Here is a 12,929-nt window from a genome sequence, read left to right as displayed (position 1 = left end):
CACATCACTTTAGCATATTTGCTAACGATAGCATATTTGCCATCGTTGGTTTCGGTGGGGCTTCCACGCCATGCCGCCAACTTAGAAAATTACGGAGATCATGGATATGTCGCGAAACTATTTTCGCGCACCTTGCGACGCGCCCTCCCTGCGCGACGCGGCCGTCGCTCTTGTCCTGCTGGTGCTGTGCCTCCTGGCGCTCGTTCTGGCAGTCGAATGCGCCGCGACCGCTCCGCTCTCGGGCATGCCTGCCGCCAAGGGTCCCGCGGTCCTCATGCAGGCCGGGGCGACCACACCACGGCCCGAGACGACGCGCAGCGAGCTCGCGGACGCCCTGGCCCGGGCCAAGCAAGGCTGGCGCGCCGACCCCCAGATCGGCGCCGCTGCCTATGCGCAACGGCTGTTCCAGAGCGGCGACTTCTGGTCGGCCTGGCGCGTTGCCCAGCCGCTGGCAGAGGCCTGGGAAGTCTCGACGGACGCACTCAGGCTGGCGGGCAAGCTCGCCTATATGCTCGGGCACTACGACATGGCGGAGCGCTATTTGAAGACGCTGATCGACAGCCTTGGACCGGCCGCGACGATCCAGGAGACGAGCTATCTCATCCTGACCTACTACCAACAAAACAGATTCGACCGGATCAGCGCGCTGACGATCCCGCCGGCGATCGAACGTCCGCACCTGACCTTCATCCGATCCTTCAGGGAAAAGCCGTATCAACTCGATTGGGCCGGCCCGGAGCGGCTTTCCGCCGTTCCTCTCATCGCAGCCGACCCGCTGCCGGTCTTCCGCATCGAGATCAACGGCAAGGCCGTGACCGTCGGCCTCGACACGGGCGCCGACACGCTGATCCTCGACGCCGACCTGGCCGCGACGCTTGGCATCGGACCCGTCGTCGCTCTCGGAGGATCCCATGCCGGCGGCCTCGACACCCAGCCGAGCATGGGCCGGATCGAGAGCCTCAAGCTCGGCGGCGTGACGATCAGGCACGTGCCGGTCCTGGTTCTTCCGATGCAGCGGTTCATCGTCGTCCAGCAGGACAGCCAGATCGTCCTCGACGGCATTGTCGGCACCGCCCTCTTGCGCCAGTTCGTCCCGACCCTCGATTTCTTCAACAACCGGCTCGTGTTCCGCGCCCGCGGAGCCGAAGGCATAAGGGATGCCCGCGCCGGCCTGATCCGAGGGATCGTGGCCGAGATCCCCTTCGCCCTCGATTCGACCCATGTCATGCTGGCGCGCGGGCGCATCAATGGCAGCGAGGAACTCACCTTCTTCATGGATTCGGGCCGGGTTCCCGGCCGCGACAGTCATGTCGTCACCGCGCCAATCCAGACCTTGCGTCATCTGGCCATTGCGGAGCCGGATCGGGCCGCCGCCGCGGAGGCCGGCAGTGCACCGCCGGCTTCCGGCAGCTTCCGAATGAGTTCGGTCCAGCTCGGTCCTCTCGTCCAGAACGACGTGAGCGGCGAATATGGCGCCCGCCGGCCGGAAATCTATTGGCGCGGCGGCTACATCCTCGATGGAACCATCTGCCATGGCTTCATGCGGAAATACGGCTCGTGGACGATCGATTTCGACAACATGACCTATATTGTCGGCCGCTGAGGCCGACACGACGGATTGTAGCGTGGTGACGACATGCCGACGGCGGCACGGCGCCGGTCAGTCGACGGCGATCATCACGTCGGAGGCCTTGACCACGGCATAGGCGTCCTGGCCGACCACCAGCTTCAGCTCGTCGACCGCCTCGTTGGTGATCGAGGAGGTGACGATGGTGCCGCCGATATCGAGGCGGACATGGGCCGTCGTCGCGCCCTTCTTGATGTCCACGACCTTGCCCTTGAGTAGGTTTCTGGCGCTGAGTTTCATGAGGTGTTTCCGATCGGGGGGAAAAGGCGGCAGGGAGACCGAGCTCCCCGCCGTCGGAGCGTCATCAGGCGGCCGCGTAGCCGACCGTGCCCTTGATCTCAAGGAATTCCTCGAGGCCGAAACCGGCATATTCGCGGCCATTGCCGGACTGCTTGTAACCACCGAAGGGCGCACCGGCGTCCCAGGCGGGATAGTTGATATAGACATTGCCGCTGCGCATCTTGGCGGCGATCTTGCGCGCCCGGTCGACCGAGCCGGACTGGACATAGGAGGCCAGGCCATAGGGCGTGTCATTGGCCCGGGCGACGACCTCTTCCTCGGTCTTGTAGGGCAGGATCGACAGCACCGGCCCGAAGATTTCCTCACGTGCGATGGTCATGTCGTCGGTGACGTTGGCGAAGACCGTCGGGCGGACATAGTAGCCGCGGTTCAGGCCCTCGGGGCGGCCCGGACCGCCGGTGACGAGTTCGGCGCCTTCCTTGATCCCGGCCTCGATCAGCCGCTGGATCTTGTTGTACTGCACCTCGCTGACCACGGGCCCGAGCCAGGTCTCTTCCGAGGCCGGCGCGCCGACCTTCAGCGGTTCGGCCGTCGCCCGGGCGATCGCCACGGCTTCGGCATGCTTGTCGGCCGGTACGAACATGCGGGTCGGCGCGTTGCACGACTGGCCCGAGTTGCGCATGCAGCCTTCGACGCCCAGCTTGACCGCCCGGTTCAGGTCGGCATCCGAGAGGATGATATTGGCCGACTTGCCGCCAAGCTCCTGATGCACGCGCTTGACCGTGTCGGCCGCCGCCTTGGCGACCAGGATGCCGGCCCGGGTCGAGCCGGTGAACGACACCATATCGACGCCGGGATGGCGCGAAATCGCCTCGCCGACCGTCGGGCCATCGCCATTGACCAGGTTGAACACGCCCTTGGGGATGCCGGCCGCGTGCACGACCTCGGCGAAGATGAGGGCGTTGAGCGGCGCGATCTCGCTGGGCTTGAGCACCATGGTGCAGCCGGCGGCGAGTGCCGGCGCGACCTTGCACATGATCTGGTTGAGCGGCCAGTTCCACGGCGTGATCATGCCGACGACGCCGATGGCCTCCTTGGCGATCAGCGTGGTGCCGCGCAGTTGCTCGAATTCGAAGGTCTCGAGCGTCTCGATCATCTTGGCCAGATGCGAGCTGCCCATGGCAGCCTGGGCGGTGTGGGCGAGCTTCTTCGGTGCGCCCATCTCGCGCGACAACGTGTCGGCGATATCGGCATAACGGGTCTTGTAGACCTCGAGCAGACGGCGCATCAGCGCCAGGCGCTCTTCACGCGAAGTGGCGGAGAAGGCCGGAAAAGCGGCGCGCGCGGCGGCAACCGCCTTGTCGACATCGGCCGCAGTGCCGAGCGCGATGGTGGCGATCGCCTCTTCGGTCGACGGATCGATCACCTCGAGCGTAGCGCTGCCGCTCGGCTGGACCCACTCGCCATTGATGTAGAATTCCCGTTCGTGTGCCATGACGCGTGTCTCCCCAAAATGACTTTCAAGACTGATTTTCGACAGATTCAGAATTCCGCCGGGCGCGATCATAGCGATGACGAAGACGCGTGCCAGAGGGGTCAGGATCCGGGTCCAAGTTGACGTGAACGCAGGCCGCATTCGGCGGCGACGGCGCCAGCGCAAGGCTCAAGACCTCACTCCTGGCTCGCTGCATCGAGAACCAGACGCTGAAGCCGTAGGGCGCGATCTCGCAGGTGGTCAGGATCCGGCCTTCGATCTCCATGGACCATGCCTCATGCGCTATAGCCAATAGTGCATAACGATAGGCGACGCCCGCGCCGATGTCACGGTCCTGGCGGAGGGATATTCCAAGGTCGGGTGGCAGCCATTCACCGAGCGGCCGGCTGTCACCGGGCCGGCACGCCGACGACCGATCCCTCATGAAATCAATGCGCCATGAAGGTCGGAACCGTCATCGTTTGCATGATCGTCCTGGTCGTCCCGCCCAGTACGAACTCACGGAAGCGGGAATGGCCATAGCCGCCCATGATCAGAAGGTCGGCCCCGACGTCGGTTGCGTGCGACAGGAGCGTATTGGCCACGTTCCCGGCCACCACCAGCTTGCGCAACTCGACATTGATCCCATGCCGGGAGAGATGGCTCACGATGTCGAAGCCTGGAATCTCGGGCCGCTCCTGGCGTCCGGCGAGCACGGTCACGACCTGGACCCGCTTGGCACTCGTCAGCAGCGGCACGGCGTCACCGACCGACCGCGCCGCAACCTGGCTGCCATCCCAGGCGACCAGCACGGTGCCGAAGGCCGGCCCGTCCCGCTGAATATAGGGTACCATCAGCACGGGCCGTCCCGAACCGAACAGCACGATCTCGGCGAGATCATTGCTCGCGGCGGGCGCGGCCGGATCGGCCTGCTCGATGACCACCATGTCGAAATGACCGGCGAGCCTGGCCAGCCCCCTGTCCGGGTCGCGCGGCTCGGTGGTCATCACCAAGGTTTCGCAGGCGACGCCGGCCAGTTGTGCCGCCGCGGCGAAATTGCCCAGCGCCTTCTCCGCCTCCTGGCGAAGCTGTTCACGTGCCTGCCGGAAGATATCGGAGGGAATTTCCCAGCCGCCATAACGCGCCGCCTGCGGTTCGGGAATCACGCAGGCCGCGGTCGCATGGGCCTTCAGCGCGGCTGCGAGTGCCAGCGCATAAGGTTCGACGGGGCTCGGTTCCCGGTCGATCAGAACCAGAATGTCGCGCATCCCCATGATCGTTCTCCTGCCTGCCGGGCGCGAGCTGGCCTCTCGGATGGCGGGCCTCGGCCGGCTCGCGGCGGCGCACGGTGCGCCGCCGCCTCAGCGAAACGCCCTCACGCCGCCGCCGGTTCCAGCCGGCAACCTCGGTGCCGATCCATTCGGCGCCCTTGCGCCGCCAACCCGAGCAAGGACGGGCGGCAAAGATCGGCGCGAACGGACATGGGCGCCGCCGCATCGGGCCTCGACCAAAGCCAAACCGATGCAGCAAGATGCGGACAGCGATGCGCGAAAATCCATGGCCCGGCGGCGGCTGTCCGTGCTTCCTGGCCGCCATTGCCGATGGAGCCGCGTCTTGTCCAAGTCCCCGATCCTGCTGGCCTGCAATTTTCCCGAACGGCTGACCAGGCTGTTGCGGGAGCGCTACGACGTCCATGGGCCAATGGAGCGTTCGGCGGCTGATGCCGTGCCGCCCGGCGGCCATGACGCCCGCGCGCTGCTCACCATGGGTACGATGAAGACCGATCGGGCGCTGCTGGACGTCCTGCCGAAGCTCGGCCTCGTCTCCTATTTCGGCACCGGTTACGAGGGGATCGACCTCGGCGACGCGGCGGCGCGCCGCCTCAGCGTCACCCACAGCCCCGGGGCCAATGCCTCCAGCGTCGCCGATTTCGCCATGGGCCTGGTGATCGCCTCGGCGCGCCAGATCCTGGCGGCCGACCGCTTCGTCCGGGACGGCCGCTGGCGCGGCAATGCCGCCGAGCGCATGCCCTCGGTGCCCGGCCTGACCGGCGCCAGGCTCGGCATCTATGGCTATGGCGCCATCGGCAGCAAGGTGGCGGCCCGCGCCGCGGCCTTCGAGATGGAGATTGCCTATCACAGCCGGACCGAACACCGGGACATCGGCCATGCCTACAAGCCGAGCCTGATAGCGCTGGCCGAATGGGCCGACATCCTGGTCGTCTCGGTCCGTGCCGACGCCTCCAACCGTCATGCGGTCAATCGCGCGGTGCTGGCGGCGCTCGGGCCCAAGGGCCATCTGATCAATATCTCGCGCGGCATGGCGGTCGACACCGCGGCGCTGATCGAAGCGCTGGAGAATGGCACCATTGCGGGTGCCGGCCTGGATGTCTTCGAGAACGAGCCCGAGGTGCCGGCGCGGCTCATCGCCTCGCCCCGGGTTGTGCTCACCCCCCATATCGCGTCGGCCAGCATTTCCGCCCGCGAGGCCCAGGAAGACATGATCCTGGCCAATCTCGATGCCTTTTTCGCCGGGCGTCCGGTGGTCAATCCCGTGCCCGGTTCGGGCTGAACGCCCGATTCAGCGGGTGAAGGCCGCGACCAGCGTGCGGATCAGCTCTTCCGGACGGCCCCGCACCGGGTCGAACCATTCAAGCGACCAGTTGAGCGCGCCGAGAATGGCAAGCCGGGCGACTTCCGCGTCGATGCCCGGCGCCAGGGCTTTCGCCGCGGCCGCCTCGTCGAGCAACCGGCGCCAGATCGCCTCGTAATCGCGACGGGCCTGGCTCAGCTGGGCCTTCAGGCTCGGCGGGACATAGGGAAAGCAGCGGATATGGGCCGAGGTATAGTCGCTCTCGACCAGCAGGGTTTCCAGATGGGCCGAGATGGCGGCCTCAATGCGTGCCTTCATGGGCGCGCCCGGCCCGAGCGCGGCGACGGCCGAGGCCACCGCCTCGTGGACGCGCTCGACGCCGATCCGCAGCACGTCCGCCGCCAGCTCCTCCTTCGAGGCGAAATGATAATAGAGGCTGCCGGCCTTCATGCCGACCTGGGCGCCAATGTCGCGCAGCGAGGTCTCGGTATAGCCGCGGGCGCGGAACAGGCTCGCCGCAACGTCGAGGATCTGCTGGCGCGACACTTCGGCCCGCTTCGGCGGCCGGTCCTCGGCGGCCGACGGACGCGTGCGCAGGCCTCGCGTGCGCGGACTTCGCGTGATTGTCTCCGCCATGTTGCCTCCTTCTCGCGCCACGGCCCCTCCTATTCCGCGGCGACGCTTGCTGTCGAGAGGCCCGGCCAGCGGGCGAGCAGGGCGTCGCGGCGGGCTGCCGCCTGCCTTTCGGCCTGAGCCTTGACGTGGCCGAAGCCCCGGATCGACAGCGGCAGGGTCGCGATCTCCAGCGCCAGCGGGTGATTGGCTGATGTCAGTTCCGGCAACAGCCGGGTGCGAACCAGCGCTTCGTAGTCTTCGATCAGCCGACGCTCCATCCGCCGCTCGGCGGTGCGGCCGAACGGATCGGCGAAGCTGCCGCGCAGGCCCTTCAGCCGCGCCAGCAGCTTGAAGGCTGGAATCATCCACGACCCGAAACGCATCTTGCGCGGCTCGCCGGTGACCGGATCCAGCCGGGCAAAGAGCGGCGGCGCCAGGTGGAAGGCGACGCGGCCGCCGTCGAACTCGCGGGCCAGCCGGTCGAGGAAGCCGGTTTCGACATGCAGCCGGGCCACCTCATATTCGTCCTTATAGGCGAGCAGCTTGTGGAAGCTCTTCGCCACCGCTTCGGCAAGCGCCGTCGATCCCGGCGCCACCCGGGCCTCGGCCGCCGCCGTCATGATGACCAGCGCGCGGAAACGCGCGGCCAGCGCCTCGTCCTGGTAGGCGACGAGCGCGCTGGCCCGGATCTCGACGAGCCTATCGAGATCGGTTGCGACCACGGCCTCACCGCCGCGCGGCAGCCGGGCCTCGACGGCGATGCGGTCGAAACCGAGCGCCCTGCCCCAGGCGAAAGCCGCCTTGTTCATCACGACCGCCGCGCCGTTGAGCTCGATCGCCTGCAGGATCGCCGCTTCGGTGACCGGCACCCGGCCCTTCTGCCAGGCAAGGCCGAGCGCCATCATGTTGGCGCCGACGGCATCGCCGAGCAGGTGGGTGGCGAGCATCGAGAGATCGGCGAAAACAACCTCGCCACGCGCGGCAAGCCGCCGCTTCATCAGTTGATCGGGAAAGACCAGGTCCGGCCTGGCGGTGAAGTCGCCGGTCATGACGACATGGTCGTTGACGATGGCGAGCGCGCCCTCGGCGATGAGCGGCAGGACCTCGGGGCTCGAGGCCACAGCCAGATCGCAGCCGATCAGCGTTTCGGCCTCGCCGCGCGCCAGCCGCACCGGACCGGTGGCGATGGGTCCGGCAATCCGGATATGGGTGGTCACCTCGCCGCCCTTCTGGGCCAGGCCGATCTGGTCCATCACGGAGACACCGCGGCCGTCGAGATGGGCGGCCATGCCAATGATCGCGCCAATGGTGACGATGCCGGTGCCGCCGATACCGCCGACGACAAGGCGCGCCGGACGGTCGAGATCGATGGCCGGCGCCGGCACCTCCGGCGGTTTCGCGGTCGCGGCCTCGGGTTTTCTGGGCAAACCGCCTTCGACGGTAACGAAGCTCGGGCAGAAGCCCTCGACGCAGGTGGCATCCTGGTTGCAGCTCGTCTGGTCGATCCGCCGCTTGCGGCCGAATTCGGTTTCCAGCGGCACGATCGAGACGCAGTTCGACTTCTTGCCGCAGTCGCCGCAGCCCTCGCAGACCGCTTCGTTGATAACGACGCGCCGGCCGGCGTCGGGCATCAGCCCACGCTTGCGGCGGCGGCGCTTCTCGGCGGCGCAGACCTGGTCGTAGATCAGCACCGAGATGCCTTTGACCTCGCGCAATTCGCGCTGGACGGCCTCCAACCGGTCGCGCGGATCGATGGTGACCCCCGTGGGCATGGCCGCGCCGCGGTGGCGTTCCGGCTCCTCGGCGACGATGCGGATCTGGCCGACGCCTTCAGCGCTCAGCTGGTGGGCGATCTGCGCCACGCTGAAACCGCCCTCGGCCGTCTGGCCGCCGGTCATGGCAACCGCATCGTTGTAAAGCAGCTTGTAGGTGATGGTGACGCCGGCCGCGATCGCCGCGCGGATCGCCAGCAGGCCCGAATGGGCATAGGTGCCGTCGCCGAGATTGACGAAGACATGCGGCGTCTCGGTGAACGGCGCCTGGCCGATCCAGCTCGCGCCCTCGCCGCCCATCTGGGTGAAGGTCGACGTGTCGCGGTCCATCCATTGCGCCATGTAATGGCAGCCGATGCCGGCAAGCGCCCGGCTGCCTTCCGGTACCACGGTCGAGCGATTGTGCGGGCAGCCCGAGCAGAAAAAAGGCAGCCGCCTGGCCAGGGCCGGCTCGGCCGCCGCCGGTGCCGCGCCGAGCTTCGCCATGCCGGGCGCGATCGTTTCCGCAATGGTTCCGGCATCGCCGAGCCCAGCCAGCCGGCCGCCGATGACGCGCGCCAGGTGATCGGCGGTGAAGGCGGCCCGCGGCGACAGCAGCGGCTTTCCGGCATGGTCGATCTTGCCGGCAAGCCGCGGCCTCTGGCCGGCTTCGAGCGTCAGCAGCGTGCGGGCGACCTGGTCCTCGACCAAGGGCCGCTTCTCTTCGATGACCAGCACCTCGTCGGCGCCGGCCGCGACCTCGCGGACGAAATCCGGGTCGAGCGGCCAGGGCATGCCGATGGCGGCGAGGCCGACGCCGAGATCGGCGAGACGCGCGAGATCCAGGCCGAGAAGACCAAGCGCCTGTTCGACGTCGAGGCGCGACTTTCCGACCGCCAGGATGGTCAGCCGGCGGCGGTCGGGTCCGGGATCGGCCAGCACGCGGTTGAGGCCATTGGCCCGACCGAAAGCGATGGCTGCCGGCAATCTCAAGTCGAACAGCCGGCGCTCCTGCTCGAGTGGCGAGTCCGGCCAGCGGATCGACACGTCGGACGGCAATCCATCTGGTGTGACGATGACGGGCGTGACCTCGGCGAGATCGATGGCGGCGGCCGAATCCATGGTGTCGGCCAGTGCCTTCATGCCGACCCACAGGCCGGTCGCCCTCGACATGGCGAGGCCGACCAGGCCGAAGCGCAGGACCTCGGCGACATTGGCCGGATGCAAGACGGGAATCGAGGCGTCGAGAAAGGCATAGTCGGATTGCGAGGGCAGGCTCGCCGACTTGCAGGCATGGTCGTCGCCGGCGATCGCCAGCACGCCGCCCGATGGCGCGGTGCCGGCGGCATTGGCATGTTTCAGGACGTCGCCGGAGCGGTCGACGCCCGGGCTCTTGGCGTACCAGATGGCGAAGACGCCATCGTGTTTGGCGCCTGGCGACAGGCCGATCTGCTGGCTGCCCCAGACGCTGGTGGCGGCCAGGTCCTCGTTGAGGCCGGGCTGGAAAACCACGTCCTCTTTCGCCAGATGGCGCTTGGCGGCCCAAAGCTCTCGGTCATAGGTGCCGAGCGGCGAGCCGCGATAGCCCGAGATGAAACCGGCAGTGTTCAATCCGGCGGCCCGGTCAAGCCGTCGCTGGACCAGCGGCAGGCGCACCAGGGCCTGCACCCCGGTCAGGTAGATGCGGCCTTCATCGGCGGTGTATTTGTCGTCGAGCGTGACGAGGCGGGTGGCTGCGGGTCCATCCATGGCGATGATCCCTCACAAACGCTTGGCGACTTCTTCGAGCATGACCTCGGTGGCGCCACCGCCGATCGCCTGGACCCGGGCATCGCGTGCCATCCGTTCGATGGCGCTTTCGCGCATGAACCCCATGCCGCCGTGGAACTGCACGCAGTCATACATCACGGCGTTGACCAGCTCGCCGCAATAGGCCTTGAGCATGGAGACCTCGCGGGTGACGTCCTCCCCCCTCGCGTCGCGCCAGGCGGCGGAATAGACGAGCTGGCGGCCCGCCTCGACCTCGGCCGCGCGCATGGCGAGCCGTTGGCGGATCGCCTGCTTGTCCCAGAGCGGCTGGCCGAAGGCCTTGCGCGTCTTGACATAGGCAATCGTCATGTCGAGGGCGGCCTGGGCCTCGCCCATCGCCATGGCGCCAATGACGATGCGCTCGTTCTGGAAGTTCTTCATGATGGCGTAGAAGCCCCGCCCCTCGTCGCCGAGCACCGCGTCATGGGGCACCAGGCAATCCTCGAAGACGAGTTCGGCCGTATCGGACGAGCGCCAGCCGTGTTTGTCGAGCGCCCGGCCGACACGGAAGCCCGGCGTGCCCTTTTCGACCAGGAACATGGTGACCGCCTTGGAACCGCCGCCGACATTGCCGGTCTTGGCCGCGACGCAATAGAGATCGCCATGGACACCGTTGGTGATGAACATCTTGGCGCCGTTGAGCACGTAACCGTCCGCCGTGCGGCGTGCCGTGGTGCGAATGCCCTTCACGTCGGAACCGGCATCGGGCTCGGTGACGGCGACCGCACAGATGGTCTCGCCGGCGATGATCCGGCCCATCCAGTTGTCCTGCTGGTGCCGGCTGCCGGCATTAAAGACATGGACCGAGGCCATGTCGGTATGGACAAGCGCGGTGATCGCCACGCCGGAAAAGGTCGAGCGGCCGAGTTCCTCGGCCAGCACCACGCTGCCGCGGGTGTCCAGGCCTGAGCCGCCGAGCGCCTCGGGATAGCGAATGCCGAAAAAGCCGAGCGCCCCCATGCGCCGCAAGACCTCGCGCGGCACGAAGCCCTGGGCTTCCCAGGCCTCGCCATGCGGCTTGATCTCCTCGTCGACGAAACGACGCACCTGCTCACGCAGCATGTCGTGCTCTTCCTCGAAGAAGGGTGAGGACCGGCCGATCGTGGTGGCAGCACCGGTCGGGCGCACATTGATGGTCATGAAACGATCCCTGTCTTGCCGGCGCCGGTCGCGACGCTTGACGGCGACCGCGAAGGCGACTTACTAATCTAACATACGTTAGGTAGATTGATCGCGAAGTCAACAGAGGCGAGATGATGGCAGCGGACGCCGGTTCCGAATTCCCCGCGCTGATCGAGGCGTTGCGTGGCCACCGGCGCGCGGCCCTTGGCGGTGGCGGCGAGGCGCTGGTCCGGCGCCACCGTGAGCGCGGCAAGATCCTGGCGCGCGACCGCATCGACTTGCTGCTCGACCCGGCAAGCCCGTTCCTGGAACTGTCGCCACTGGCCGCCCACGGCCTCTATGGCGGCGAACTGCCGGCGGCCGGCATCATCACCGGCATCGGCATCGTCCACGACACGCCGGTGATGGTCATCGCCAACGACGCGACGGTGAAGGGCGGCTCGTTCTTCGCCGAGACGGTGCGCAAACACTTGCGCGCGCAAGAGATCGCCTGTGACCATCGCCTGCCTTGCCTCTACCTGGTCGATTGCGGCGGCGCCTATCTGCCCGAGCAGGACCGGGTCTTCCCTGACCGCGACCATTTCGGCGGCACCTTCTTCAACCAGTGCCGCATGTCGGCTTCAGGCATTCCGCAGATTTCGGCGGTGTTCGGCGGCTGCACCGCCGGCGGCGCCTATATCCCGGCTCTGTCAGACGAGGTGGTGATGGTGCGCGGCACCGGCCGCATCCATCTCGGCGGCCCGCCGATCGTCAAGGCGGCAATCAACGAGATCGTCGACGGCGAGACGCTTGGCGGCGCCGACATGCACGCCACCGTTTCCGGCGTCACCGACCATGTCGCGGCAACCGAGACCGAGGCGATCGGACGCTTGCGCGAGATCGTGCTTGGCTTCGGCGCGCTGCGCCTGGTCAGCCCGCCGCCCTTCGCCCCGGCGCCGCCGCTGGCCGATCCGGGCGAGCTGACCGCGATCGTGCCGGTGGATCTGAAGAAACCCTATGACGTGCGCGACGTGATCACCCGGCTGGTCGATGGAAGCGCCTTCCAGGAGTTCAAGCCGGCCTACGGCGCCTCGCTGGTCACCGGCTTTGCCCGCATCCACGGCTATCCCGTCGGTATCATCGCCAATAGCGGCGTATTGTTCGCCGAAGCCTCGGTCAAGGGCGCCCATTTCATCGAGCTCTGTGACCAGCGGCAGATTCCGCTGATCTTCCTGCAGAACATCACCGGCTTCATGGTCGGCACCGAGGCCGAGCGCGGCGGCATCGCCAAACATTCGGCCAAGCTCGTCTATGCCGTCTCCAATGCCCGGGTGCCGAAATATACCGTGATCATCGGCGGCTCCTATGGCGCCGGCAATTACGGCATGTGCGGCCGCGGTTTCCAGCCGCGCTTCCTGTTCGCCTGGCCGAATGCCCGGATCGCCACGATGAGCCCGGAGGTCGCGGCGACCGTGGTGACGGAACTGCGCCGGCAGAGCCTGAAGGGCGCCGGCGACGAGGCTGGCATCACCGAACTCGACCGGCGCACGCGTGCCCAGTTCGAGGAACAGAGCGACCCCTATTACGCCACCGCGCGGCTCTGGGACGACGGCATCATCGAGCCCGGCCAGACCCGCGACGTCCTCGGCCTTTGCCTGTCGCTCAGCGCCGGCGAGCCTAGGGATACCTCCCCCCGCCCGGTCTATCGGATGTGAGTGCA

At 67.3% G+C, this 12,929-nt stretch carries 10 protein-coding genes; 3 read left to right on the top strand and 7 right to left on the bottom strand.

The annotated features are described in order from the left end of the window. Positions 1 to 100 precede the first annotated feature (100 nt). Complete coding sequence (locus E8M01_RS24240) at positions 101 to 1,603, top strand: retropepsin-like aspartic protease (RefSeq protein WP_136962513.1); 1,503 nt, start codon at positions 101 to 103, stop codon at positions 1,601 to 1,603. 57 nt (positions 1,604 to 1,660) lie between these two features. Here the strand turns inward: E8M01_RS24240 and E8M01_RS24235 are convergent, their stop codons facing one another. The 4 genes from E8M01_RS24235 to E8M01_RS24220 form a co-directional block, all read right to left on the bottom strand. Then, positions 1,661 to 1,867: a TOBE domain-containing protein gene (locus E8M01_RS24235; protein ID WP_136962512.1), complete on the bottom strand. Its 207-nt coding sequence runs from the start codon at positions 1,865 to 1,867 to the stop codon at positions 1,661 to 1,663. Positions 1,868 to 1,931: 64 nt separating this feature from the next. Continuing rightward, entirely contained in the window at positions 1,932 to 3,362 is a 1,431-nt protein-coding gene (locus tag E8M01_RS24230; protein WP_136962511.1) for an aldehyde dehydrogenase family protein, read from the bottom strand. Positions 3,363 to 3,387: 25 nt separating this feature from the next. Next, entirely contained in the window at positions 3,388 to 3,627 is a 240-nt protein-coding gene (locus E8M01_RS24225) for a hypothetical protein (RefSeq protein WP_136962510.1), read from the bottom strand. 163 nt (positions 3,628 to 3,790) lie between these two features. Then, a complete protein-coding gene (locus E8M01_RS24220; RefSeq protein ID WP_136962509.1) occupies positions 3,791 to 4,615 on the bottom strand; it encodes a universal stress protein in 825 nt (274 codons plus the stop codon). Positions 4,616 to 4,955: 340 nt separating this feature from the next. Here E8M01_RS24220 and E8M01_RS24215 point away from each other — a divergent pair, with 340 nt between their 5' ends. Next, the gene (locus E8M01_RS24215; RefSeq protein WP_136962508.1) at positions 4,956 to 5,912 is read left to right on the top strand and encodes a 2-hydroxyacid dehydrogenase; all 957 of its coding nucleotides are present in this window, start codon (positions 4,956 to 4,958) and stop codon (positions 5,910 to 5,912) included. A 9-nt stretch (positions 5,913 to 5,921) separates the two neighbouring features. On the opposite strand, the gene E8M01_RS24210 is transcribed toward E8M01_RS24215, so the two are convergent. Genes E8M01_RS24210 through E8M01_RS24200 form a run of 3 tightly spaced genes read right to left on the bottom strand, consistent with a single transcriptional unit; the run spans position 5,922 to position 11,248 of the window. After that, a complete protein-coding gene (locus tag E8M01_RS24210) occupies positions 5,922 to 6,569 on the bottom strand; it encodes a TetR/AcrR family transcriptional regulator (protein ID WP_136962507.1) in 648 nt (215 codons plus the stop codon). Positions 6,570 to 6,598: 29 nt separating this feature from the next. Further along, positions 6,599 to 10,048 carry an indolepyruvate ferredoxin oxidoreductase family protein gene (locus E8M01_RS24205; RefSeq protein ID WP_136962506.1) on the bottom strand — a complete coding sequence of 1,150 codons (3,450 nt, stop codon included), beginning with the start codon at positions 10,046 to 10,048 and terminating at the stop codon, positions 6,599 to 6,601. A 12-nt stretch (positions 10,049 to 10,060) separates the two neighbouring features. Next, a complete protein-coding gene (locus E8M01_RS24200; protein ID WP_136962505.1) occupies positions 10,061 to 11,248 on the bottom strand; it encodes an acyl-CoA dehydrogenase family protein in 1,188 nt (395 codons plus the stop codon). 116 nt (positions 11,249 to 11,364) lie between these two features. Here E8M01_RS24200 and E8M01_RS24195 point away from each other — a divergent pair, with 116 nt between their 5' ends. Further along, the gene (locus E8M01_RS24195; protein WP_246088415.1) at positions 11,365 to 12,924 is read left to right on the top strand and encodes an acyl-CoA carboxylase subunit beta; all 1,560 of its coding nucleotides are present in this window, start codon (positions 11,365 to 11,367) and stop codon (positions 12,922 to 12,924) included. Positions 12,925 to 12,929 lie beyond the last annotated feature (5 nt).

Source organism: Phreatobacter stygius (genome assembly GCF_005144885.1).
Lineage (GTDB): Bacteria > Pseudomonadota > Alphaproteobacteria > Rhizobiales > Phreatobacteraceae > Phreatobacter > Phreatobacter stygius.
The sequence above is the reverse complement of the archived record's forward strand: the minus strand, read 5'-3'. Positions and strand labels throughout refer to the sequence as shown.